The 22,917-nt window shown below is 73.7% G+C and carries 21 protein-coding genes; 16 read left to right on the top strand and 5 right to left on the bottom strand.

Going from position 1 to position 22,917, the window contains the following annotated elements; all coding sequences use genetic code 11:
* Positions 1 to 50 precede the first annotated feature (50 nt).
* The 9 genes from ACFYYN_RS19090 (at position 51) to ACFYYN_RS19130 (ending at position 9,709) form a co-directional block, all read left to right on the top strand.
* Entirely contained in the window at positions 51 to 896 is an 846-nt protein-coding gene (locus tag ACFYYN_RS19090; protein WP_500546749.1) for a DUF3152 domain-containing protein, read from the top strand.
* Between the two features lie 164 nt (positions 897 to 1,060).
* Entirely contained in the window at positions 1,061 to 1,969 is a 909-nt protein-coding gene (locus ACFYYN_RS19095) for a hypothetical protein (protein WP_500546750.1), read from the top strand.
* A 14-nt stretch (positions 1,970 to 1,983) separates the two neighbouring features.
* Positions 1,984 to 3,348 (top strand): peptidoglycan-binding protein, encoded by a 1,365-nt coding sequence (locus ACFYYN_RS19100; protein WP_500546751.1) that lies wholly within the window; start codon positions 1,984 to 1,986, stop codon positions 3,346 to 3,348.
* Entirely contained in the window at positions 3,345 to 4,067 is a 723-nt protein-coding gene (locus ACFYYN_RS19105) for an ABC transporter ATP-binding protein (protein WP_500325917.1), read from the top strand. The genes ACFYYN_RS19100 and ACFYYN_RS19105 overlap by 4 nt, the downstream gene beginning before the upstream one ends.
* Positions 4,064 to 5,326, top strand: coding sequence for an ABC transporter permease (locus ACFYYN_RS19110; RefSeq protein ID WP_500546752.1), 1,263 nt, complete (start codon positions 4,064 to 4,066; stop codon positions 5,324 to 5,326). Before ACFYYN_RS19105 ends, ACFYYN_RS19110 begins: the two co-directional genes overlap by 4 nt.
* 233 nt (positions 5,327 to 5,559) lie before the next feature.
* Positions 5,560 to 6,219, top strand: coding sequence for a two-component system response regulator CseB (gene cseB, locus ACFYYN_RS19115; RefSeq protein WP_500326214.1), 660 nt, complete (start codon positions 5,560 to 5,562; stop codon positions 6,217 to 6,219).
* A 1-nt stretch (position 6,220) separates the two neighbouring features.
* Entirely contained in the window at positions 6,221 to 7,483 is a 1,263-nt protein-coding gene (locus ACFYYN_RS19120) for an ATP-binding protein (protein ID WP_500546753.1), read from the top strand.
* A gap of 152 nt (positions 7,484 to 7,635) precedes the next feature.
* Positions 7,636 to 8,709: a D-alanyl-D-alanine carboxypeptidase family protein gene (locus ACFYYN_RS19125; protein ID WP_500546754.1), complete on the top strand. Its 1,074-nt coding sequence runs from the start codon at positions 7,636 to 7,638 to the stop codon at positions 8,707 to 8,709.
* A gap of 7 nt (positions 8,710 to 8,716) precedes the next feature.
* Positions 8,717 to 9,709, top strand: coding sequence for an endonuclease/exonuclease/phosphatase family protein (locus ACFYYN_RS19130; RefSeq protein ID WP_500546755.1), 993 nt, complete (start codon positions 8,717 to 8,719; stop codon positions 9,707 to 9,709).
* Here ACFYYN_RS19130 and ACFYYN_RS19135 read toward each other — a convergent pair.
* The 3 genes from ACFYYN_RS19135 to ACFYYN_RS19145 form a co-directional block, all read right to left on the bottom strand.
* Positions 9,676 to 12,126 carry a SpoIIE family protein phosphatase gene (locus ACFYYN_RS19135; RefSeq protein ID WP_500546756.1) on the bottom strand — a complete coding sequence of 817 codons (2,451 nt, stop codon included), beginning with the start codon at positions 12,124 to 12,126 and terminating at the stop codon, positions 9,676 to 9,678. The two genes, ACFYYN_RS19130 and ACFYYN_RS19135, sit on opposite strands and share 34 nt — an antisense overlap.
* Positions 12,127 to 12,358: 232 nt before the next feature.
* Positions 12,359 to 12,859: a hypothetical protein gene (locus ACFYYN_RS19140; RefSeq protein ID WP_500546782.1), complete on the bottom strand. Its 501-nt coding sequence runs from the start codon at positions 12,857 to 12,859 to the stop codon at positions 12,359 to 12,361.
* A gap of 2 nt (positions 12,860 to 12,861) precedes the next feature.
* Positions 12,862 to 14,277 (bottom strand): molybdopterin-dependent oxidoreductase, encoded by a 1,416-nt coding sequence (locus ACFYYN_RS19145; RefSeq protein ID WP_500546757.1) that lies wholly within the window; start codon positions 14,275 to 14,277, stop codon positions 12,862 to 12,864.
* A 257-nt stretch (positions 14,278 to 14,534) separates the two neighbouring features.
* Here ACFYYN_RS19145 and ACFYYN_RS19150 point away from each other — a divergent pair, with 257 nt between their 5' ends.
* From ACFYYN_RS19150 to ACFYYN_RS19160, 3 genes are read left to right on the top strand one after another with little or no spacing between them, the layout of a single operon-like run.
* A complete protein-coding gene (locus ACFYYN_RS19150) occupies positions 14,535 to 15,671 on the top strand; it encodes a molybdopterin-dependent oxidoreductase (protein WP_500546758.1) in 1,137 nt (378 codons plus the stop codon).
* Positions 15,668 to 16,099, top strand: coding sequence for a hypothetical protein (locus ACFYYN_RS19155; RefSeq protein WP_500546759.1), 432 nt, complete (start codon positions 15,668 to 15,670; stop codon positions 16,097 to 16,099). Before ACFYYN_RS19150 ends, ACFYYN_RS19155 begins: the two co-directional genes overlap by 4 nt.
* A 52-nt stretch (positions 16,100 to 16,151) precedes the next feature.
* Positions 16,152 to 17,207: an NAD-dependent epimerase/dehydratase family protein gene (locus tag ACFYYN_RS19160; protein WP_500546760.1), complete on the top strand. Its 1,056-nt coding sequence runs from the start codon at positions 16,152 to 16,154 to the stop codon at positions 17,205 to 17,207.
* Positions 17,208 to 17,262: 55 nt separating this feature from the next.
* On the opposite strand, the gene ACFYYN_RS19165 is transcribed toward ACFYYN_RS19160, so the two are convergent.
* The gene (locus ACFYYN_RS19165; RefSeq protein ID WP_500546761.1) at positions 17,263 to 18,375 is read right to left on the bottom strand and encodes a sensor histidine kinase; all 1,113 of its coding nucleotides are present in this window, start codon (positions 18,373 to 18,375) and stop codon (positions 17,263 to 17,265) included.
* The gene (locus ACFYYN_RS19170) at positions 18,365 to 19,084 is read right to left on the bottom strand and encodes a response regulator transcription factor (protein WP_500546762.1); all 720 of its coding nucleotides are present in this window, start codon (positions 19,082 to 19,084) and stop codon (positions 18,365 to 18,367) included. Before ACFYYN_RS19170 ends, ACFYYN_RS19165 begins: the two co-directional genes overlap by 11 nt.
* A 114-nt stretch (positions 19,085 to 19,198) precedes the next feature.
* Here ACFYYN_RS19170 and ACFYYN_RS19175 point away from each other — a divergent pair, with 114 nt between their 5' ends.
* Genes ACFYYN_RS19175 through ACFYYN_RS19190 form a run of 4 tightly spaced genes read left to right on the top strand, consistent with a single transcriptional unit; the run spans position 19,199 to position 22,897 of the window.
* A complete protein-coding gene (locus ACFYYN_RS19175) occupies positions 19,199 to 19,927 on the top strand; it encodes a glycosyltransferase family 2 protein (protein WP_500546763.1) in 729 nt (242 codons plus the stop codon).
* On the top strand, positions 19,924 to 20,580 hold the full coding sequence (locus tag ACFYYN_RS19180) for a TIGR04282 family arsenosugar biosynthesis glycosyltransferase (RefSeq protein WP_500546764.1): 657 nt from the start codon (positions 19,924 to 19,926) through the stop codon (positions 20,578 to 20,580). Before ACFYYN_RS19175 ends, ACFYYN_RS19180 begins: the two co-directional genes overlap by 4 nt.
* On the top strand, positions 20,577 to 21,446 hold the full coding sequence (locus ACFYYN_RS19185; protein WP_500546765.1) for a methyltransferase domain-containing protein: 870 nt from the start codon (positions 20,577 to 20,579) through the stop codon (positions 21,444 to 21,446). Before ACFYYN_RS19180 ends, ACFYYN_RS19185 begins: the two co-directional genes overlap by 4 nt.
* Positions 21,443 to 22,897, top strand: a complete 1,455-nt coding sequence (locus ACFYYN_RS19190) for a glycosyltransferase 87 family protein (protein WP_500546766.1) — start codon at positions 21,443 to 21,445, stop codon at positions 22,895 to 22,897. The genes ACFYYN_RS19185 and ACFYYN_RS19190 overlap by 4 nt, the downstream gene beginning before the upstream one ends.
* The last annotated feature ends 20 nt before the right edge of the window (positions 22,898 to 22,917 follow it).

Genomic DNA, 22,917 nt, shown 5'->3' on the forward strand with positions numbered 1-22,917 from the left:
TGATGGCGTGAGCTCATGGCGATCATCTGAAATGACCAGTTTGAGCTGCCATGCATTCATCCCACCGAGCCGGACGCCACCGGTCCTCCCGTCGCAGGCGCCGTCCGCGCCGCCGGGGCCGGGGCTATCTGGTCGCCACGCTGGTGGTCGCAGGGCTGCTCGGCTCCGTCGCGTTCTTCCTGGACGACGGGCGAAGTGACGCGTCGAGCGGCGCCCCACGCCCGCGGAGCGTGGTGCACGTCACCCCCACGCCCACTCCGACGCCCACACCGACCCCCACCCCCACCCCGACGCCGACGCCGACCCCCACCGAGATCGACGTCCCCGCGACGGGCAGCGGCACCTTCGTCACCGCGCAGGCCGGCGGCGAGAAGGTCGGTCGCGGTCCCCGTCCGCTCCGCTACGTGGTGAAGGTCGAGACCGGCCTCGACATCTCACCGGACCAGGCGGCCAACGAGATAGCCGACATCCTCGCCGCCCCCCGGGGCTGGACCCACAACCCCGCCTTCGCGTTCCAGCTGGTGAGCGCGGGACAACCCCACGACCTCACGGTGCGGATCGCGACGCCGGGCACGGCGGACGCCCTGTGCTGGACGGGCATCAAGCAGGACACCCAGGGCGAGTACAACTGCGAGGTCCCCGGCGGGGTCGTGGTGAACCTCAAGCGCTGGGTCGAGGGCTCGCCGACGTTCGACGGCCCGATCCACGACTACCGGGCGCTGATCATCAACCACGAGATGGGGCACTTCCTGAACTACACGCACACCACCTGCGCGGGCCCCGGACAACTGGCCCCGGTGATGATGCAGCAGATCAAGGGCCTGCGCGGATGCGTCGCCAACGCCTGGCCCTACGACAGGAACGGTCGCTTCGTCACCGGCCCGCACGTGCAGTGAACCGGCGTTACAGCTCGGTCATGATCCGGGCCAGGGGCCATCACCTGCGGGCGCCAGCCTGGGACGCACGAACCCGGTGACGCCCCGCCTCAGGGCGGCGACCTTACTTCTCCCCGATCGGATGGAAGAGCATGTCTGGATCCCGCACTGTTCGGAGACTGGCCGTGGCGGCGAGCCTGCTGCCGCTGCTGGCGGCCTGCGGCGCCGAGACGGCATCGCAGACGGCGGGCGGTGGCAAGGCCCCGACCGGAGCGCGGGGACAGCTCGACGTCCCCGCGAACGCCGGCGGGGAGCTCAAGAAGGAGTACCAGCTGCAGAACGCGATCGCGGCCTGCATGAAGAAGAAGGGCTTCCCCTACACCCCCATCGCCCCCGAGGACCCCGCGGCATCCTGGGCCACCGACGGGGCGGACTACGGGCTGACGAAGAAGTACCGCCAGAAGTACGGCTTCGGCGTCTACGCGGGCGTCGTCTACCCCGACGATCCCCAGGCGCCGGGCAGCGAGGCCGCCCGGGACGACGCGAACGTCTCGCCCAACGCGGACTACGTCGCCACGCTCACCGCCGCGCAGAAGGCCGCCTGGGACAAGGCCATGGGCGGCCCCCCGGACCCGAAGACCGGTGGCAAGCAGTGGACCGGATGCGACGGGGAGGCCAACAAGGAGGTCTACGGCAACGCGTCGGCCCAGGAACGCAGCGTCACGACCGCGCAGCGGAACCAGGCGAACGCGCAGGCGCTCAACGGCGATTCCCGGCTGGTGACCCTGGCGCAGTCGTACGCCTCGTGCCTGAAGGACCACGGCATCCCCGTCACGACGACGCAGCCGACCGGCATCGGGGAGATGGTGAAGCTGCAGGCGATGACCTCCGCCGCCCCCGGCGCCGGGGCCGGCGCCGCCGAGGCGAACCCCGACGGGAGCTCCACCAAGCCCATGGGCAAGGACGAGGCCATGCCCCTGCTCGCCAAGGACATCGACCTGGCGATGCAGGACCTGGAATGCGGCAAGGCCTTCCGGGCCGCCTACTTCCCGAAGTTCTTCAAGGCCCCGACCAGCGGTGGCGGTGCCGGGTGAGGCAGCGCCGCAAGGTGAGCAGCCGGCCCAGGCAGCTCGGCGCCATCGTCGCCGGGGTGGGACTGGTGGGCGCGGGCGGCTGGTTCGCCGGATCGCAGATGCAGTCGCCGGCCGACGCGGCCGCCGCCCACCGTCCGCCGAAGGCCGGACCGGTCACCGTCGCCGTGGAACGGCGGTCGCTGACCGCGAGCGTGGTGGCCCAGGGCTCGGTGGAGTTCGCCTCACCGCAGAGCCTGGCGCTGGCCGGGCCGGTCGGGTCCCCGGACTCCGGCACCGGGGACTCCGGGGCCGGCGACGCCGCCGTCCAGCGCGTCACCAAGGCACCGGTCGCCGGATCGGAGGTGAAGGAGGGCGACGTGCTGATGCAGGTGAGCGGCCGGCCGGTGCTGGTGCTCAAGGGATCCGTCCCGATGTACCGCACGCTCGGTCCCGGCGCCTCCGGCGACGACGTCGAGCAGCTCGAACGCGCCCTGGCCCGCCTCGGGTTCAACCCGGGCGGAACCACCGGGACGTACGGATCCTCCGACGCCGCGGCGGTGAGCCGCTGGTACAAGAGCAAGGGCTTCCACGCGGAGGAGCCCGGATTCGCGGACAAGCAGCAGTTGGGGACGCTGGAAGCGGCCGTGACCACCGCACAGCAGGCCCTCCTGGACGCGCAGGACCCCGGCAGCGGATCCGGTTCCGGTGGGGAGTCCGGAAAGCTGCGGCTCAAGGCGGCGCAGCAGCAGCTGGACGCGGCCAACGCCGCGCTCTCCGCCTTCCAGGTCGGCTACGGCACCAAGATCCCGGCGGGCGAGGTGGTCTTCCTTCCGGACCTGCCGGCCCGGCTGGACAAGGTGTCCTTGAAGACCGGCGACACCCCGTCCGGAACGATCGGCACCGTGACCAGCTCCAAGGTCGTGGTGCAGGCCGTGGTCCCGGGCAGCGACGCGAAGCTGCTCCACAAGGGCATGACGGCCCAGGTGGAGACCCCCGACGGCACGAAGGTGCGGGGGCGGCTGGTGGCGCTCGGCGACGAGGTACCGAAGGACGACGCGGGCGACGGCAAGGACGCGCCGGGGACGTCGGTCGGCGGCGGCGGCGACGCGGCGGCTCCCGTACCGGTGCAGATCTCCGTCCCGTCGGGGAAGCTGGCCAAGAACGCCAACGGGTCCGCGATGGTCACCATCGAGGTGGGCTCCTCGGACGGCGACGTGCTGACGGTGCCCATCGCCGCGCTGCACACATCGGCCGGCGGGCAGGCCAGGGTGCAGGTCGTGCGGGACGGCAAGGTCGTGGACGTCCCCGTGAAGGCGGGCCTGTCCGCGGACGGCCAGGTGGAGGTCACCCCGTCCGGTGACGCCCTCACGGCGGGCGATCCCGTGGTGGTCGGACGATGACCGGCCCGGCACTGTCGGCGGTGCCCGACGCGGACACCGTCATCCAGCTGGTCTCCGTCGACCGGACCTTCGACTCCGAACCGCCGGTGCACGCCCTGCGGGACGTGAACCTGGCCGTCCGGCGCGGCGAGCACCTGTCGATCGTCGGCCCGTCCGGCTCCGGCAAGTCGACGCTGCTCAACACCCTGGGGCTGCTCGACCGCCCCACCTCGGGCGCGTACTGGCTCGACGGCGTGGAGACCAACACGCTCGGCGACCCGCAGCGCACCTCGCTGCGCGGCAGCCGGATCGGATTCGTCTTCCAGTCCTTCCACCTGCTGCCCTACCGGACGGTGGACGAGAACGTCATGCTCGCCGAGGCCTACCGCCGGCCGCGCCCCGGGCGCGGCCGGGCCGGCCGCCGCGCGAGGGCCGAGGAGGCACTGGGACGGGTGGGCCTGGCACACCGCACCGGCTTCCGGCCGGACCGGCTCTCCGGTGGTGAGAGGCAGCGCGTGGCGATCGCCCGGGCGCTGATGAGCGAGCCCGCGCTGCTGCTCTGCGACGAACCCACCGGCAACCTCGACAGTGAGAACACCGCGTCCGTGCTGGACCTCTTCGACCAGCTGAGCGCGCAGGGCATGACCCTGGTCGTGATCACCCACGAGGAGACGGTCAGCGCCCGGGCCGACCGCCGGGTGAGGATCAGCGACGGACGCCTCACCGAGGAGGACCGATGAGGACCCGTGCCCGGCGACGCGGCAGGGGCGGCGGCAGGGCCAGGGGCATCGAGCGTCCCTGGATGGACTTCCGGGACCTGTGGACCGAGGCGCTGGCGGGGGTGCTGGCCCGTCCCATGCGCTCCGCGCTGACCACCCTGGGCACCGTCCTCGGCATCACCACCCTGGTCATCACCATCGGGGTCTCGTCCACGGCGGGCAACCAGATCGTCGGCCGGTTCGACGCGCTCACCGCCACCTCCGTCACCGTGGTCGTGCCCGCGCCGCCGCCGTCGGCCGACCCCATCCCGCTCGTGGACTGGCCGGGCGTCGACGCCGTCCGGCGGCTGGCCGGGGTCGACTCGGCGGCGGCCATCGCCGAATCCCAGGCGACCGCGAGCGTCCAGGTACGGGCGAACGACGTGGTGGCGCCCGGGGAGGTCACCGGGCAGACCATGGCGGTCGTCGCTGCGTCCCCGACGCTGCCCGCCGCGGTGCGCGGCACGATGACCGCTGGACGCTTCTTCGACGACGGGGACGTCGCCCGGCACGGCCGGGTGGCGGTGATCGGCGACCAGGCCGCACGGCTGCTCGGCATCGGCTCGGTCAAGGACTCGCCCGCCGTCTTCCTCAAGGGGCAGGCCTACACCGTCATCGGGATCCTCGGCGGAGCCGAACGGGAACAGCAGCTCGCCACCGCCGTGATCCTGCCGCCCACGACCGCGCAGGACCAGCTCGGCCTCGGAGTGGTCACCCGGGTACTGATCAACACCGCGCTCGGCGCGGCGAACCAGGTGGCCCACCAGGCACCCATCGCGCTGGCCCCCGGAGCGGAGGGCGCCCTCGCCGTCACGGCACCGCCCGACCCGGCCAAGGCACGCAAGGGCGTACAGGGCGACGTCAACGGCCTGTTCCTGGTCCTCGGACTGGTCTCGCTGGTGGTCGGGGCCATCGGCATCGCCAACGTGACGCTGGTGACGGTCATCGAACGGATCGGGGAGATCGGACTGCGCCGCGCCCTCGGTGCCTCGCGACGCCAGGTCGCCGGCCAGTTCCTGCTGGAGTCGACGACCATCGGACTCCTCGGCGGCGTCGTCGGCGCCGCCCTGGGCATGGTCGTCGTGGTGGGCGTCTCCGCCGTCAGGGACTGGACCCCGGTCCTCGACGTCCGGCTCGCCTTCGGCGCCCCGGTCGCCGGAGCCCTCGTCGGACTCCTGGCCGGTCTCTACCCCTCCCTGCGGGCCTCCCGCATGGAGCCCGTCGACGCCCTGCGGTCCTGAGGCGGGTGGTCGTGGTGGGGCGGTCGTGGCATGAGCGCGTGCTGATACACGGTTGATGCGTGGCCGAGCACCACCGGACACCCGGCGGGGCGTCCGCCTCGCGCATGATGGGAGTCCCCGTACCTGCGTCCGATGGGAAGAGAGTGTCGGTTCTGGTGACAGAGGGGTCCGCCCCGGCGTCCGTGGCGGTCCTGCTCGTCGAGGACGACGAGGTGATCCGCAGATCGGTCACCATGGCGCTGGAGCGCTACGGCTACCGCGTGACGTCGGCGGGTGACGGCCTGACCGGGCTCGAACTGTTCCGGGAGGGCCGCCACGACCTGCTGCTGCTCGACGTGATGCTGCCGGGCCTGGACGGGATCGGGCTGTGCCGCAGGGTCAGGGAGACCAGCATGGACCCGATCCTGATGATGTCCGCGCGCGGCGACGCCCTGGACGTCGTCTCCGGCCTGGAGGCGGGCGCCGACGACTACGTGGTCAAACCCGTGGACACCGCGGTGCTGGTGGCCCGGATCCGCTCGCTGCTGCGCCGGGCGACCTTCACCCCCGTCCCTGCCCCCGCAGCCGTCCCGCCCCCGGCGGACCCGGTGGGGCGGCCGGAGGACCCCGCCCGGCTCGTCTTCGGTGACCTGACGATCGACACCGCCGGTCTTGAGGTGTTCCGGGCGGGCGCACCCGTCGCGCTCGCCCCCACCGAACTGCGGTTGCTCCTGGAGTTCGCCGCGAACCCCGGCGTCGTGCTGGACCGGAACACCTTGCTGCGCAACGTGTGGGACTACGGCTGGGACGGCGACAGCCGTGTGGTGGACCTCTGCGTCCAGCGGCTGCGGAAGAAGATCGGAGCCGACCGGATCGAGACGGTCCGCGGCTTCGGCTACAAGCTGCGGCGCTGAGGTGGACACCGTACGGGACCTGCTCAACTGGCGTTCGCTGCGCTGGAGGATCGCCCTCCTCGTGGCTGTCGCCTGCTGCGCGATCGCGCTGACCGTGGGGGTGCTGGTCCACCGCAGCACCCTGGAGCGGTCGATGAACGACGGCGGCGCGAAGGCCACCGCCCAGCTGGACCGGGGCCTGGAGGACTACGCGCGCGACGGAGTGCCGCCCGAAGGGCTGGAGACGTCGCCCGCCGCGATGCCCGCCGGACTGCTGGACCGGCTGCGGCACGGGCAGGGGCCGAGCACCGGGCGCGCCACCTGGTACGACGGTGACAGCCCCGGGGACCATCCGGAGATGTGGGCGGCGCGGATGTACGGGGGCGGCCCGGTGGCGATGAGCACCGACATGACGTCCGACCTGCTGACCCGGCGCGCCCTGGACCGGCACATGTGGAAGTACTCCCTGGCCGCACTGGCCGTCGTCGTACCGCTCACGGCGCTCGCGGCCGAGCTGCCCAACCGCAGGCTGCGGCGCGTGGCACGGACCGCGCGCCGGATCGCGGCCGGTGACCTGGCCGCGAGGACCACGGACGGCCGCGGCGGCCGCAGCGGCGACGAGATCACCGAGATCTCGGCCACCGTCGACTCGATGGCCGACAGCCTGCTCGGGCGGCTGACGGCCGAGCAGCGCTTCACCGCCGACGTCGCCCACGAACTGCGCACCCCGCTGATGGGCCTGGTCACCGCGAGCGGGTTGCTGCCCGACGGGGAGGCCACCGACCTGGTCCGGGACCGGGTGGGGGTGTTGCGCGACCTGGTGGAGGACCTGCTGGAGATCTCCCGGCTGGACGCCGGCGCCGAGCGGGCCGAACTCAGACCCGTCCCGCTCGCCGAGGTCGTCGAGGACGCGCTGGGCCGCACCGGGCTGCGGACACGGTTCGCCACCGACGGCACCGTGTACGCACGGACCGACCCGCGCCGGGTCGACCGGATCGTGGCCAACCTCGTCGTCAACGCCCACCGGCACGGCGGTGCGCCCGTCGAGGTCGCGGTGGCGGGGACGACGGTGACGGTACGGGACCACGGCCCCGGATTCCCGCGCGAGCTGCTCGCGGACGGGCCCCAGCGGTTCCGCACCGGGGCCTCGGAGCGCGGTCGGGGCCACGGCCTCGGGCTGACGATCGCGCTCGGCCAGGCCCGGGTCATCGGCGGGTCGCTGTCCTTCGCCAACGCGCCCGACGGCGGGGCCGTCGCCACGCTCCGGTTGCCCGCGGCCGACTGAGGGGCGGCGCAGCGCCGGACGGCGTTGATACACGACGGATGAGCGGCCGAGCGGTGGCGGAGGCACGGTCACGGCCGGGCCGACACCAGCGCGTTCCACGGTGGGCGGTGTGCGTGAGAGCCACGCCGTGATCCCGTGGAGGTGCCCCGTCCATGCGCCCAGTCCCCGAACCCCGCGAACGTGACACCGGTGGACCGCGGTGCGCGGCGGGCCGGTCGCTCCGTGCACGGCGCATCCCCGTGCCGGTCGTGGCCGGCGCGGTCGCCCTGGTCACCCTGATCGCACTGGGCGCGCTGGTCGTCGCCACGGGCGACGACGGCGACGGAGGCGACGGGTCCCGGACGGGCGGTCTCCTCGGCCGGCGGCCGGAGCACCGCCCCACGGTGCCGTTGCCCTGGCCGCACGAGGGGCAGGCGAGCGTGCTGGTCGAGGGGCTCGGCGACGGAGGTGACCTGGGGGACCGTGGCGCGCAGAACCCGGTGCCCATCGCCAGTGTCGCCAAGGTGATGACCGCGTACGTGATCCTGCGCGACCATCCGCTGCGCGAGGGCGCGACCGGCCCCCGGGTCGCCGTCGACCAGCAGGCCGCGGACGAGTCCGTGTCCGGCGTGGAGTCCAGCGTGCCGCTCAGGCAGGGGCAGCGGCTGGGCGAACGACAGCTGCTGGAGCTGATGCTGGTCCCCTCCGGCAACAACGTCGCCCGGCTGCTGGCCCGTTGGGACGCGGGAACGCAGGAGGCCTTCGTCGCCAAGATGAACCGGGCCGCCGACCACCTCGGCATGGACCGGACCACCTACACCGGGGCCAGCGGCATCGAGGCCACCACCACCAGCACCTCCGGCGACCAGCTGAAGCTGGCCCGGCAGGTCATGCGCGACCCGGTGTTCGCAGCCGTCGTCGCCCTGCCCCGCACCACCGTCCCCGGAGTGCCCGGCACCGTCCTCAACACCAACACCCTGCTCGGCACGTCCGGCGTGATCGGGCTCAAGACCGGCTCCAGCACCCCCGCGGGCGGCGCCCTGATGTGGGCGGCCACCGCACCCGACCGCCGCGGACGCGGCCATCTCGCCCTCGGCGTCGTCCTCCACCAGCGTCCCGGCACCAGCCCGCAGGAGGGCCTGAACGCAGTCCTGGGCGTGAGCCACACTCTGGTGGAGGGCGTACGGCGATGGGTCGCCGGGACGGACCCCGCGTCCGCGGCCGGTGCCCGGTCCGGGGACCGGTGAGCCGGCCGTGACCACTCTCCTCCGCGTACCCGGCGCCCCGCCGGAACCCGAACCCGCTCGCGGACGACGGCCGGGCGGATGCCCCGGCACGTGGCGGCGAGGACGCGTCGCCGCCGCCCTCGCGGCGTCGGCCGCCCTCGTCATGACGGGCCACACCCACGTCCCCAACGGGCCCGGCCACCTCGGCAGCCTCGTCGAGACCTTCCTGCCGTGGACCGGCCTGGCCGTACCGCTCCTGCTGCTGTGCGCGCTGCTGCGGCGCTCCGCGACCGCCGCCGTGGCCGTCCTGCTGCCCGCCGTCGTCTGGTGCTCGCTCTTCGGCGGGGCACTGGCCGACAAACGGGCGGCCAGTGGGGACCTGACCGTCGTCACGCACAACGCCAACGAGCAGAACCCGGACCCGGCGCGCACCGCCCGTGCCCTGGCGGCCTCCGGCGCCGACCTGGTGGCCATCGAGGAAGTGGGCGACAACGCGCCGGCGTACGGCAGCGCACTGGGCGCCGCGTACCCCTTCCACTCGGTGCAGGGCACGGTCGGCCTGTGGAGCCGCTACCCGCTCACCGACACCCGGACGGTCGACATCGCGCCCTGGCCGCGTGCCCTGCGTGCCACCGTCCGCACCCCCAAGGGGCCCGTCGCCGTCTATGTCGCCCACCTGCTGTCCGTCCGGTTCACCCCTGTGTACGGGTTCGGTACGGCCGGACGCGACGCCGCCGCGCGCGCTCTGGCCGGCGCCCTTCGCGCCGAACCCCTGCCCCGCACCCTGCTCATGGGCGACTTCAACGGCACCACGGACGACCGGGCCCTGTCGGCGGTCACGTCCCAACTGCGTTCGGCTCAGGCCGAGTCGGGTGCAGGTTTCGGCCTGACCTGGCCCGCGCCGTTCCCCGTGGCCCGGATCGACCACATCCTGGTGCGCGGTATGGAACCGCGGTCGGCCTGGACCCTCCCGGCCACGGGCAGCGATCACCTGCCGGTGGCGGCATCGGTTCGTCTGTAGGCGGGCAGGTCCACCTCCGCCCACACGACCTTGCCGCCGCCCGGCACCGGCCGGCAGCCCCATCGGCGGGACAACTGGGCCACCAGGTAGAGGCCACGGCCGTGGTCGTCCAGGGACCGTGCGCGACGCCGCCGTGGGAAGCACCCGTCCGCGTCGGACACCTCGCAGGTGAGGACCTGATGCCGGATCAGGCGCAGCACGACCGGGCCGGCGCCGTGGCGCAGCGCGTTGGTGACCAGTTCGCTGACGATGAGCCTCGCCGGGTCCTCGAGTTCGTCCAGGCCCCAGGCGGTCAGTTGACGGGTCGTCACGTCCCGGGCCTGGCGGGCGGCGGTCCGGTCACCGGGCAGAGTGAAGGAGGCGACCTGGTCCGGGGCGAGGGAGCGGGTCCGGACCAGGAGCAGGGAGACGTCGTCGGACGCGGTCCGGCCGCGGAGGGCCTCCGTCGCGAGACCGCACAGGTCCTCCAGGGACCGGCCCGGCCGGGCGAGGGCGGTGCCCAGGCGGCGCATGCCCTCCTCGATGTCGTGGTCCCGGTTCTCGACCAGGCCGTCGGTGTACAGGGCGATGAGGCTCCCCTCGGGCAGCTCCACCTCCACGGCCTCGAACGGGTCTCCCAGCCCGATGCCCAGCGGGGCCCCGGTGGGCAGGTCGGGGAAGGTGACCCGGCCCTGCGGGTCGACGATGACGGGCGGGGGGTGACCGGCCCCCGCCATGGTGCAGCGGCGGGTGGCTGGGTCGTAGACGGCGTACAGACAGGTGGCGCCCATGACGGCGGGGGTCGCGTGGTCGTCACCCTCGGCCAGCCGCTGGAGGGTGTCGTCGAGGCGGGTCAGCAGTTCGTCGGGGGGCAGCTCCATGTCGGCGAGGGTGTGGACGGCGGTGCGGAGCCTTCCCATGGTCGCTGCGGCGTGCAGGCCGTGCCCGACGACGTCGCCGACGACGAGGGCTACCCGGGCGCCCGACAGCGGGATCACGTCGAACCAGTCGCCGCCGACACAGTGGTCCACGTCGGCGGGCAGGTAGCGCGACGCCGTCTCGACCGCTGCTCCGCCCTTCAACTGGCGTGGGAGCAGGGTGCGTTGCAGGGTGAGGGCCGCGGTGTGCTCGCGGGCGTACTGGCGGGCGTTGTCCAGCGACAGGGCGGCGCGGCCGACGAGCTCTTCGGCCAGCAGCAGGTCGACGTCCTGGAACGGCGACTCGTTGTCGGTGCGGACGAACAACGCCGTTCCCAGCAGCGTGCGCCGCGCCCGGATGGGAACGATCATGATCGAGTGCACGCCGTTGCCGCGGAGCCGGTGCGCCAGCTCCGGCACGGTGTCGAGCCACGTGCCGGGAGCGGTGTCGAGCGTCGGCTCCAGGCGGGACCTGCCGGTATGCAGCACGTCGGTGAGGGGCGAGACCAGGGGCACACCGATCGGTTCACCGCGCAGCCACGGGGATTCGGGGACCCCGGGGTGGATCGATGCGAGCCCGGCACGCCGGAAACCGGGCAGGCGCCTGCCCTCGGCGCCGACACGGACCGGAGGGCCCTCACCGAACGAGACCGACAGCTCCAGGTCCACGGCGACGTAGTCGGCGAGCAGGGGCACGGCGAGGTCGGCCAGCTCCTGGCCGGCCTGCATCACGTCCAGGGTGCTCCCGAGCCGCGCACCAGCCTCGCCGAGGACGGCGAGGCGCTCGTGAGCCCGCCGGCCCTCGACGACGTCCGCGCTGATGACGCACACGCCCAGTGCCTGGTCGTCCGCGTCCAGGAGGCACTGACAGGACACCGCGAACGGGCGCTCCCGGCCCGGAGCCGTCGGGAGCCAGGTGCGGTACTCGTGGACCCTGGAGGTGCCGCTCCGCAGCACCTGCCGCATCAGCGCCTCGATGGCCCGCGCCTCGGCGCCGGAGCGGATGTCGGGGAACCGGCGCCCGAGGCGCCGGTCACGGGGAAGGCCGTCGTGGCTCGCCATCGTGTCGTTCACGCCGGTGCACCGCAGTTGCCGATCACGGATGATGACGCCGATCGGCGCGCGGGTCAGCAGCGATCCCCGCACCGACCCGTTGATGGAGCCGGCGGACGACGTGCCGGCATTGATCAGGGAGGCGAGCCACTGCGTCTCGCCGTCATGCCCCTGCACCATCGAGATCCGCAGCGTGGTGTCGACCATGCGGCCGTCCCGGTGGCGCACCGCCGTCACGCCAGGCCAGCCGTTCCGGGCGCGGCACTGCTCGACGAAGGCCGACATCGACAGCGCCGCCCCGTACGACGGCAGCACGTGGGCGGCTGACCGGCCCACCATGTCGCCCGCGGAGAGTCCGACGAGCTGCCGGGCGGCCTGCGTCCATCCGACCACGGTCCCCTGCTCGTCGAGCAGGGCGATGGCGGTGTCGGATATCTCGGCCGTGTTCAGCTGTTTGCCAAGAGACAAGTCGGGGCTGAATGTGGTCGCCAAGTGGCTGCCCTCGGATGGATGGGGGATGGGTGCGACAGGGGCGCGGAGCTTTGTTTGCCCCATTTTGAAATGTTGACCGGGCAACCATCCGTTTTGTGACAACCGGCGTAGGTAGCGTCGTGACCTGCGGTTCTTCCGCAGAAGCATGCTGGAGGCAACGTGTTCTCCCGGAGGGTGGATCCACGCCGGTGTGCCGCTCTGGCTCTGGTCACGGGTCCTGTGCGTCCCTCCGTGGGCGCCGTCGCTGCTTGTCGCGTGACCGGCGCATCCCGCGCAGCCGGAGGGCGAGGATCAGGGCCGAAACGCCGAACAGGACGGCGGTGACGGCCAGCCACCGGCCGAGGTAGACGGCGTCGGTGAGTCCTGTGGCGCCCGGGTATGGGGCGGCCAGGCGGAGGATCAGGGGGAACCAGACCAGGAGGAGCACGCCGGACAGGAAGGCGGGCACGCGGAGGTGGTTGGTCCAAGCCCGTCCCGGCACGGCCCGGGTCCGGTGCCGCAGTACCGAGCGGGCCGAGAGGTCGGCGAGGGAGTACAGCGGCAGCAGGATCAGGTCGTGCAGGACCGCCGCACCCACCAGCCAGATCGCGACCTCAACGGGCCGGACGGCGAACAGGCGTACGCAGGCGTAGCCGGTGACGGCCAGGGAGCAGACCAGGACGAGCAGGTGCAGGGGGTTGGCGCCGTACCAGCGCAGGTAGCGGGCCATGGTCAGGCCCGGAAGGTGAGTCGGTGCACCCACTTGGTGTTGTTGACCCCGGGGTTGGCCGGCACGATGACGCGCGCCGGGTAGCCGTGGTCCATGGACAGGTCCGCTCCGTTGACCCGCAGGGCGAGCAGGGCCCTCGGGTCGTGGATCTGGTTCCCGCGGAGCATCACCGAGCGGTACGGCCCCGAGGGCTGGACGGACTCGACCAGCACGCTCCCGGCGCCGGGCAGACCGCTCAACGCCGCGAGGTCGGCGAGCCGCAGGCCCTCCCAGCGCTGGTCGGTGGTGGACCAGCCCTCCACGCAGGCGATCGGCAGGGCCGCGCTGTGCCGTGGCATCGCGCTCAACTGCTCGCGGGAGAGGACCAGGGGCCGTCCGACGCCGTGCACCTCGAGCCGCCAGGAGGGGCCGACGAGCTCCGGGGTCACGCCGACGGACGCGGCGGTCTTGTTGATCTGGAAGGCTTCGGGTCCGCTGCCCGGGTCGCGATCGTGCGGGGCGAGCAGCGCCGTGCCGCGCAGCCGCCCACCGATGCTCTGCCCTGCCGTGACCGCCAGGAGCAGGAGCGATCCGGCGCCGACCATACCCACGGCGCCCCGCCGGCTCATGGTGGCGGCCGCCGGCGCGACCGGCACCAGGCCGTCCGCATCGGGAGGTTCGGGCCGGGTGCCAGGGACGCCGATGCGCAGTTCCCGGAGGGGATTGCGACTGCGCAGGGCGCGCGTCATCCGGCGGAGCCTCAGGCTGACGTGGACGGCGAACGCGGCGATGAACACCCAGGCGCCGTAGAAGTGCAGGGTGTAGAAGGAGCCGGGGAAGACGTAGAACAGCTGGACGTTGAAGATCCCGGTCACGAACTCGAAGACGACGCCGCCCACCAGGAGGAGCAGCGACAGCCGTTCCAGCGCCTGGGCGGCCGATCGCAGCGGCGGCCATGCGAAGAGCTTGGGGATGACCGACCACAGCTTGGCCAGCACCACCGGCACGAGAGCGACGCCGAGCGTCACGTGAACGCCCTGGGTCAGCCGGTAGAGCCAGGCGGGGTGGGTGGGCCAGTCGAAGAGGTAGAAGCCCAGCAGCCCCTTGTCCGGGGTCTGGTCGTTGAGCGGGCCCAGATCCGGGTTGTACGCGGCGTACGAGAGCGCGCCGGTCACGAACACCACCGGGATGCCGAACAGCAGCACCAGACCGAAGACCGACGTCAGCCACGGCCCCCGGATCGGGCTGCGCCAGAACTCCGGACGGAAGGGACCAGTCGTTCCGGCGGCCGCCGCCGCACGTCGTGCGCTCTCCCTCGCGCGCTCGACCGCCGTTGCGGTGAACTCCCTCAGCGGCCGTCGTGGAGGCGCCTGGGGCTCCTCGGGGCGACCCGGAGGTCCGCCCGAACCGGCCTGTGACGGCTGATCGTGATCGCGCATCGGCTGACCCTCCGCTGCCAGGGCGCGTGCCGGAGGGCAACGGCCGTGATCTCGCCCCCACACATAGCCTGACCTCGGCCGTCTGTCGTCCCGCCACCACCGGGGACCGCGAGATTCCAGCCGAAGAGGCGTGCGCTCGGGGCAGGCGGGCGTCCGGGCGCCTCGCGTCGGCGGGCCCGGCCACCGGGAGTGGACGTCCCTGTTCCGTAAGGGGTCGGGGCGTTCCGCGGCGGCCTTGCGGCGGCTGTGATGGAGGCATGAGATCGCGCTTGTCTCCGCCGGTGTTCACCGGCAGGCTCCATGATCCCCGCACGGCGACCTCGATCGGACGCTGGCTCGGACTCGCCTTCGTCGTGTGCTTCGTCACCGGCCTGATCAGCCACGTGCTGCAGCATCCGCCCATGTGGCTGGCCGGTGGTCTGCCGACCCGCCCGGTGTGGGGCTACCGGCTGACGCAGGGGCTGCACGTCGCCTCGGGTGTCGCGGCGGTTCCGCTGCTGTCGGCGAAGTTGTGGACGGTCTACCCGCGGCTGTTCTCCTGGCCGCCGGTTCGGTCGGTGCGGCACGCCCTGGAGCGGTTGTCGGTCGCGGCGCTGGTGGCGGCGGCCGTGTTCGAAGTCGCCACCGGCCTGCTCAACACCGCGCAGTGGTACCCGTGGCCGTTCTCGTTCGTGCCGGTGCACTACGCAGTGGCGTGGCTGCTCACCGGATCGCTCGTGCTGCACGTCGCGGTCAAGGCCCCGGAGATCCGCGCCCACTGGAGGCGGCGGTCGCCGGGAACCCTGGCGCTGCCCCAGGAGGACGGGGCCGACCGGCGCTCGCTGCTCGCCGCCCTGGCGGCAGCGGTCGGCACGGTCACCGTGACCACGGTGGGACAGTCCTTCACCCCGCTCAAGGGCCTCATCCTGCTCGCGCCACGCCATCCGGACCACGGCCCGAGCGGCCTGCCGGTCAACCGCACCGCCGCCGCTGCCGGCGTCGGGCTGATCGTGGCCGACCGCTATCGCCTGACGGTGGCCGGGCCGCGGCCCCGCTCGCTGACACTGGATGAGCTGAGGGGCCTCCCGCAGTACGGGGCGGAACTGCCGATCGCCTGCGTGGAGGGGTGGAGCAAGACGGCGCACTGGACGGGGGTGCGGGTCATGGACCTCCTGGACCTCGTGGGGGCCCCGCCCGACGCCCGGGTACGGGCGGTGTCGCTGCAGACGCGGGGCGGCTACCGGGTCTCCGAGATGGGGCACGAGTACGCCCGCGACCCGCTGACCCTGCTGGCGCTGCGTCTCAACGACGAGGAGCTCACCCCCGACCACGGCTACCCGGCGCGCCTGATCGCCCCGAACCGGCCCGGCGTGCTGCAGACCAAGTGGGTCGGCCGGCTGGAGGTGCTGTCGTGAGGACGAGCGTGACGCGGCGGCTCACGGGCGCGGCCGGTCTGGTGCCGGCGGGAGTGGGCGCGTACCAGCTGCTGGGGGTGGGCGACCCGACGGGCGTTCTGATCTGGCTGGGCGGCGCGGTGGTGCTGCACGACGTGCTCATCGCGCCGCTGGTGCTGCTCATCGGGTCGGTGCTGGTCCGCGGGGGCGTGCGCGGCCCCGTCCGCGGGGCGCTGATCGTCGCGGGCGCTGTGACGGCGGTCGCCCTGCCGGTGATGCTGCGCCCGGGGAAGCCGGCCGACTCCTCGGTCCTGCCGCTGGACTACCCGCGCAACTGGCTGGTCACGCTGGGGGCGGTGGCGGTGGTCGCGGTCCTCGTGCTCGTCGTGCGGGGTGCCCGCCGCGGCCGTCGGCCAAGACGCGCGGCGGGAAGGCTTACGAACCGCTGACGTGTCGGCGTCGTGCGGTCGCCGGCCGGGCCGGTGGCCGTACGGTCGGGACATGTTGATCCTGGTCACCGGAGGTGCGGGCTTCATCGGCTCGCACGTCGTCACCGCCCTCAGCGGCGCCGGGCACGAGGTGCGCGTGCTCGACGCCCTGCTGCCCGCCGCGCACCGCACGCCCCCGCCGGTTCCCGACGGGGTGGACTGGAGTCACGCGGACGTCCGTGACGCGGCGGAGGTGTCCGAGGCCCTGCGGGGCGTCGATGCCGTCTGCCATCAGGCGGCGATGGTCGGCCTCGGCAAGGACTTCGCCGACGCACCCGCCTACGTGGGCTGCAACGCCCTGGGCACCGCGGTGCTGCTGGCCTGCATGGCCGCGGCCGGAGTGAGGTCCTTGCTGCTGGCGAGTTCGATGGTGGTCTACGGCGAGGGACGGTACGAGTGCCCGTCGCACGGTGTCGTGGGGCCGGGACCGCGCGAGGTGGCCGACTTGCGGGCGGGACGCTTCGAACCTCCCTGTCCGAAGTGCGGCGAACCGCTGGCGTCCGGGCTGGTGGACGAGGACGCCCCGCTCGACCCGCGCAACGTGTACGCCGCCACCAAGCTGACGCAGGAGCACCTCGCCTCCGCCTGGGCGCGCGCGGTGGGCGGACGGGTGGTCGCGTTGCGGTACCACAACGTGTACGGGCCGGGGATGCCGCGCGACACCCCGTACGCCGGGGTCGCGTCGCTGTTCCGGTCCGCGCTGGAGCGCGGTGAGGCGCCACGCGTGTTCGAGGACGGCGGCCAGCGTCGTGACTTCGTCCACGTACGGGACGTGGCCGGGGCCAACCTCGCGGCCCTGGACGGACTGCCCGGTCTGCCGCAGGGGTCCGCGAGGGCGTACAACGTCGGCAGCGGTGAGCCCCACACGGTGGGGGAGATGGCCGCCGCCCTGGCCGGGGCGCACGGCACGCAGATGGTGCCGGTGGTCACGGGCGAGTACCGGCTCGGCGACGTCCGCCACATCACCGCCTCCTCGCGCAGGCTGAGTGAAGAACTGGGCTGGAAGCCGCGGGTCGCCTTCGCCGAGGGGATGACGGAGTTCGCGACGGCCCCGCTGCGAAGCGGCTGACCCGTCCGCCCGGACGGCCGCAGGGCGGGTCGGGTCCGCCTGCCCGCCGGGCGCCTCAGGCGGCGGCGGGCAGCCGGACCTCGAAGCGGCAGCCGCCGGGGACGTTGCGCACCGCCGCCCGGCCCTTGTGGGCCTCCACGATCCCCCGGACGATCGCCAGGCCCAGACCCGCTCCGGCGGGCGGGGTCCGTGCGTCGGTGCCGCGCCAGCCGGTGTCGAAGACACGGGGCAGGTCCTCCGCGGGGATGCCGCCGCAGCCGTCGGTCACCGACACGACGACGCTGTTCGCCTCCCGGCGGGCGGAGACCGCGATCGTTCCGTCGGCCGGAGTCCGGTGGATGGCGTTGACGAGCAGGTTGGCCAGCACGCGGGACATCTCGCGTCCGTCGACCTCGACCGGGACCGGCTCGACCCCGTCCCCGACGATCCGCACACCGTGCTCCATCGCGAGGGTGGCCGCGCCCGCGAGCGCGTCGCCGACGAGGTCGTAGACCGACATGCGGGTGGTGTTCAGGGCGAGCACGCCGGCCTGGATGCGGGAGAGTTCGAAGAGGTCGCCGACCATGCCGCTCATGCGTTCGACCTCCGCGCGGATGCGGGCGTGGTACAGGCCCGGGTCGTCGACCACGCCGTCCTCCAGGGCCTCGGTCATGGCCTGCAGTCCCGCGAGCGGGGTGCGCAGGTCGTGGGAGATCCATGCGACCAGCTCGCGGCGGGATTCCTCCAGGGCCCGTTCACGCTCCCTGGACGCGGCGAGCTTGGCGCTGGTGGCGGCCAGTTCACGGCCGAGTTCGGCGAGTTCGGCGGTGGGTGCGGCGGCGGGCGGGGTGAAAGTGCCGCCGTCGCCGAGGGCGCGGGTGGCCTCGGCGAGGGCCCGGCTGCCGCGGACCACGCCGCGGCCGAGCGCGAGCGCCACCCCGAGCGAGACGACCGCGGCGATGGAGCAGACCATGGTCACGACCCACAGGTCGTGGTCGGACAGGAACATGGCCCAGGACACCAGCATGGTTCCGCCGAGCATCGCCGCGACCGCGACGGCGGCGACCACCGCCAGGGACACTGCGACCGAGCGGTTGCGCAGCAGCCGCAGAACGCCCGTGCCGAGCAGGCCGGCACAGGCCGCACCGATGGCCGCGTAGGCCACGATGAGGAGGGTGTCATGCACCATCGGGGGCTCCCTCGTCCGCGGTCGGAGGGTCGAACCGGTAGCCCACGCCCCACACGGTGCTGATCAGGCAGGGGTGCGCCGGGTCCTCCTCGACCTTTTCGCGCAGGCGACGGACGTGGACGGTGACGGTCGACAGGTCGCCGAACTCCCAGCCCCACACGCGGCGCATCAGCTCCTCCCGGCCGGCAGCCCGCCCGGGATTCCGCAGGAAGAACTCCAGCAGGTCGAACTCGCGGATCGTCAGGGCGAGTTCGACGCCGTGGCGCGTGACGCGGCGTGCGCCGGGGTCCAGGGCGAGGGGGCCGGCCCGCAGCTCCGATCCGGCCGGGGTCGCCCGGGCGGCCTGGTCTCCCGTACGGCGCAGCACCGACTCCACCCTGAGCACGAGCTCGCGGGGGCTGAAGGGCTTGGTGACGTAGTCGTCGGCCCCGACTTCCAGGCCGAGGACGCGGTCCTCCTCGTCACCGCGCGCCGTCAGCATGATCACGGGGATCGGGCCGTCGTCGCGGATGCGGCGGCAGACCTCGAGGCCGTCCATGCCGGGAAGCATCAGGTCCAGGACGACCAGGTCGGGGGCCCGGACGGCGGCCAGGGCCACGGCGGCGGGGCCGTCGGCGGCCACGTCGACGTCGAAGCCGGCCCGGTTCAGGTAGCCGACGACGACCTCGGAGACGGTGGCGTCGTCGTCCACGACGAGTACGTGTTTCACGCCACCGAGTGTGGCACCCGGCCTTCGGCCGACGGTGGGAGCGGAGGCGGACGTCAGCGATCCGTAAGGTGCCCATATCCCTTTTGGGCTTTTTGTCTCCGTAGGGTGAGGGGGGTGATCGAGACATCCCCTCCTCCTTCCGCCCCGGTGGACGTGGTGCTGCCCTGCCTCGACGAGGCCGAGGCCCTGCCGTGGGTGCTGGACCGCATCCCCTCCCGCTGGCGCGCGATCGTCGTCGACAACGGGTCCACCGACGGCTCGGCGGACATCGCCCGCGCCCTCGGGGCGCACGTGGTCCACGAACCGCGCCGCGGTTTCGGTGCCGCCTGCCACGCGGGGCTCACCGCCGCGACGGCCGACGTCGTCTGCTTCTGCGACTGCGACGCCTCCCTCGACCCCGCGCTGCTGCCCGCCGTCGCCGCGCCCGTCCTCGACGGCGTGGCCGACCTCGTCCTCGGCCGGCGCAGGCCCGTCACGCGCGGCGCCTGGCCCCTGCACGCCCGGCTGGCCAACCTGGAGCTGGCGCGACTGGTCCGCCGGCGCACCGGCCTGCGCCTCCACGACCTCGGACCGATGCGCGCCGCCCGCCGTGATTCCCTGCTCGCCCTGGACCTGACCGACCGTCGCTCCGGCTACCCGCTGCAGATGGTGGTCCGCGCCGCCGACGCGGGCTGGCGGGTGGAGGAGACGGACGTGCCGTACCGCCCGCGCACGGGCCGCTCCAAGGTCACCGGCACCTGGCGCGGTACCTGGCACGCGGTACGGGACATGCGTTCCGTCCTCGCCGAACCTCCCTCCGCCGACCTGGCGCCCGCGGCAACGGCCCGGGGAACCGGACGATGAGCCCCCGCCACCCGGCCGGGAGCCCGGCCACGCTGCTGGTCATCGCCAAGGAGCCCGTCCCGGGGCGGGTCAAGACACGGCTCACCCCGCCCTACACGCCCCTGGAGGCGGCCACCCTCGCGGAGGCCGCCCTCGCCGACACGCTGCACACGGTGCTCAAGACCCCCGCTCGGCGTCGCGTCCTCGTTCTCGACGGCGCTCCCGGACCCTGGCTCCCGCCCGGCTTCGACGTCGTGCGCCAGGGAACCGGCGGCCTGGACGAGCGGATCGCGTCCGCCTTCGCCCGCTGCGACCGCGGACCGGCCCTCCTGGTCGGCATGGACACCCCGCAACTGACCGTGGAACACCTCGCGGAGGCCGGACGCGACGGCCACGAGGCCTGGTTCGGCCCGGCCGAGGACGGCGGCTTCTGGGCGCTGGGACTCGCCGATCCGGGGCGCGCCGCGGCCCTCGTACGCGGCGTCCCGATGTCCACCGGGCACACCGGTGCGACGCAGCGGCGACGGCTCGTCGAGGCAGGGCTCAGCGTGGGCGACCTGCCGGTGCTGCGCGATGTGGACACCGCCGCCGACGCCGCCGCGGTCGCCGCGTGCTGCCCGCCCGGCTCGCGCTTCGCCACCACGCTGAACTCGCTCGCGGAGACCGGCCGGTGAGCGGCACCGCAGGCGGTTCGGAACCCGCCCTCGCCGAGCGGACGCCGCGGACCGCGGCCGGCTGGAAGACCCGGACGGTGGCCCGCCCCGCCGGTCTCCCCGCACAGGCGCAGCCAGCCGCGCGGCAGTGGCCGGCGCAGCCGGGGGAACCGTGGACGGACGACCCCTACGCCCATGCCCTGCGCACCGGTCGCGGCCCGCTCTTCCTGCGCCGCCTGTCGCCTCCGGCCCCACCGGACGGCGCCGGAGGGGTAGGGGAACTGCTGCCGCTGGACGTCGAGCGCTGGTGCGCCGCCCCCGACGCAGCGGACGCCGCCGTCCTGAACCGCTGCACCGGCCCCGTCCTCGACGTGGGTTGCGGACCGGGGCGTCTGGTCGCCGCCCTCGCCGTCCGGGGGGTTCGGGCACTCGGCGTGGACGTGAGCCCGGCCGCGGTGGCCCGGACCCGGCAACACGGCGGTTCCGCCGTGCGCCGGTCCGTCTTCGACCGCCTGCCGGGGGAGGGGCGCTGGGGCAGCGTCCTGTTGATGGACGGCAACGTCGGCATCGGTGGCGACCCGTTGGCCCTCCTCACCCGCCTGCGCACCCTGGTCGCGCCGGGTGGACGCCTCCTGGCAGAGGCCACTCTGCACGACGAGGACGAGCGCCTGACCGTCCGGGTCGAGGACGGCCGCGGCCGGCACGGCCGCCCGTTCCCCTGGGCCCGCCTCGGCACCACCGTCCTGCTGCACACCGCCGAGGCCGCGGGGTGGATCCCGGCAGGCCGGTGGACCGCCGAAGGCCGCTCGTTCGTGGAACTGCGCCGCCCGCGGTCCGGCCACCGTGACGAGCCACCCACGGCCACCGGAGGGACCGGACGACCATGAGCGACGCAACCGCCGCACAGCACCAGTCCCCGCAGCCGCCGACCGGCCCGCCCGAGGCACCCGTCAACCGCGCACCGGCCCGTGTCCGCACCATCGCCGTCGCGGTCCTCCTCGCCGCACTGACCGTCGTCGTCATCGGCACCCTCCGCGCGGGCGACAGCCAGCGCGACCCGGGCCGCCTGTTGGCCGGATACGCCGTCGCCTGGACGCTGTTCGCCGCCTCGGCATGGGCCGTCCGCAAGGTCCCGGCACGCGCCGCCACCGCACTGGTCCTGACCGGAGCGGCCGCGGTGGCGCTGGCCGGGCTTGCCGCACCACCCCGCACCAGCACCGACATGTACCGCTACGCCTGGGACGGCCGCGTCCAGGCCGCGGGGATCTCCCCGTACGCCCATCCCCCCGCCGCACCCGAACTCGCCGCGCTGCGGGACGACTGGCTGTTCCCCGCCACGGGTTCCTGCCGGGGCTGGGGACTGACCCGGACGGACAGCGGCCTGTGCGCCCGCATCAACCGCCCCACCGTCCCGACCATCTACCCGCCCGTCGCCGAAGGCTGGTTCGTCACCGTCCACGTCCTGTCTCCGCACGGCAGCCGCCACAAGCCGCTCCAAGCAGGCGGCGCCGTCGTGGCGTTCGGCACCACCGTCGCGCTGCTCGCGGTGCTGCGCCGGCGCGGCGACCCACGCCGGGCCCCGGCCCGCACCGCTCTGTGGGCGTGGTGCCCGGCCGTCCCCTTCGAGGCGGTCGACAACGCCCACGTCGACACCCTCGGTGTCCTGCTGACCGTGCTCGCCCTCGGTACCGCCACCGCGGGCGCCCGCCGTGGAGGACTGCTCGGCGCCGCCGTCGCCGTGAAACTGCTGCCGCTTCTGACGCTGCCCGGCGCGCTGTCCGGGGAGCGCAGTCCGGCCCGCATCCTGCGCACGGTGTCGGCGACGGTCGCCGTGGTCGCCCTCGCCTACCTGCCGTACGTCGCCGCGTCCGGCACGGGCGTCCTGGGCTACCTGCCCGGCTACCTGCAGGAGGAGGGATACGAACCCGGGGACGTGCACCGCTTCGCCCTGCTGCGTCTGCTGCTCCCTGACGCCGCCGCAGGAATGGTCGTCCTCGTGCTGCTCGCACTCATGGCCCTGTACGTATGGTGGCGCGGCGACCCCACCCGCCCCTGGCGCGGCGCCCTGCTGCTGACCGGTACGGCGCTGTTGCTGGTCTCGCCCAACTACCCCTGGTACTCACTGCTCGTCGTCGGCCTCGTCGCGCTCGACGGCCGCTGGGAGTGGCTGGCCGTCACCCTCGCCGGCACGGTCCTCTACCTCGGGGGCCGATTGCTGCCGGGCGTCCCTCTCCAGGCGTGGGCCTACGGCACGGCCGCCGTGTGCGTCGTGTGCGGGGCCTGCCTGCGGGCCGCCCCGGCACAGCGACTCTTGGACGGGCGTCGGTTGAGCACCTGACGTACTCGCCCCGTGACACG

The organism is Streptomyces sp. NPDC001902 (assembly GCF_042891295.1).
Taxonomy (GTDB): domain Bacteria; phylum Actinomycetota; class Actinomycetes; order Streptomycetales; family Streptomycetaceae; genus Actinacidiphila.

Bases quoted from the DNA above. Each gene is read 5' to 3' on its own strand.
- ACFYYN_RS19090 (WP_500546749.1), top strand. From the start codon at position 51: ATGCATTCATCCCACCGAGCCGGACGCCACCGGTCCTCCCGTCGCAGG.
- ACFYYN_RS19110 (WP_500546752.1), top strand. From the start codon at position 4,064: ATGAGGACCCGTGCCCGGCGACGCGGCAGGGGCGGCGGCAGGGCCAGG.
- ACFYYN_RS19160 (WP_500546760.1), top strand. From the start codon at position 16,152: ATGTTGATCCTGGTCACCGGAGGTGCGGGCTTCATCGGCTCGCACGTC.
- ACFYYN_RS19125 (WP_500546754.1), top strand. From the start codon at position 7,636: ATGCGCCCAGTCCCCGAACCCCGCGAACGTGACACCGGTGGACCGCGG.
- ACFYYN_RS19180 (WP_500546764.1), top strand. From the start codon at position 19,924: ATGAGCCCCCGCCACCCGGCCGGGAGCCCGGCCACGCTGCTGGTCATC.
- ACFYYN_RS19165 (WP_500546761.1), bottom strand. From the start codon at position 18,375: ATGGTGCATGACACCCTCCTCATCGTGGCCTACGCGGCCATCGGTGCG.
- cseB (WP_500326214.1), top strand. From the start codon at position 5,560: ATGGCGCTGGAGCGCTACGGCTACCGCGTGACGTCGGCGGGTGACGGC.
- ACFYYN_RS19190 (WP_500546766.1), top strand. From the start codon at position 21,443: ATGAGCGACGCAACCGCCGCACAGCACCAGTCCCCGCAGCCGCCGACC.
- ACFYYN_RS19145 (WP_500546757.1), bottom strand. From the start codon at position 14,277: ATGCGCGATCACGATCAGCCGTCACAGGCCGGTTCGGGCGGACCTCCG.
- ACFYYN_RS19150 (WP_500546758.1), top strand. From the start codon at position 14,535: ATGAGATCGCGCTTGTCTCCGCCGGTGTTCACCGGCAGGCTCCATGAT.
- ACFYYN_RS19105 (WP_500325917.1), top strand. From the start codon at position 3,345: ATGACCGGCCCGGCACTGTCGGCGGTGCCCGACGCGGACACCGTCATC.
- ACFYYN_RS19140 (WP_500546782.1), bottom strand. From the start codon at position 12,859: ATGGCCCGCTACCTGCGCTGGTACGGCGCCAACCCCCTGCACCTGCTC.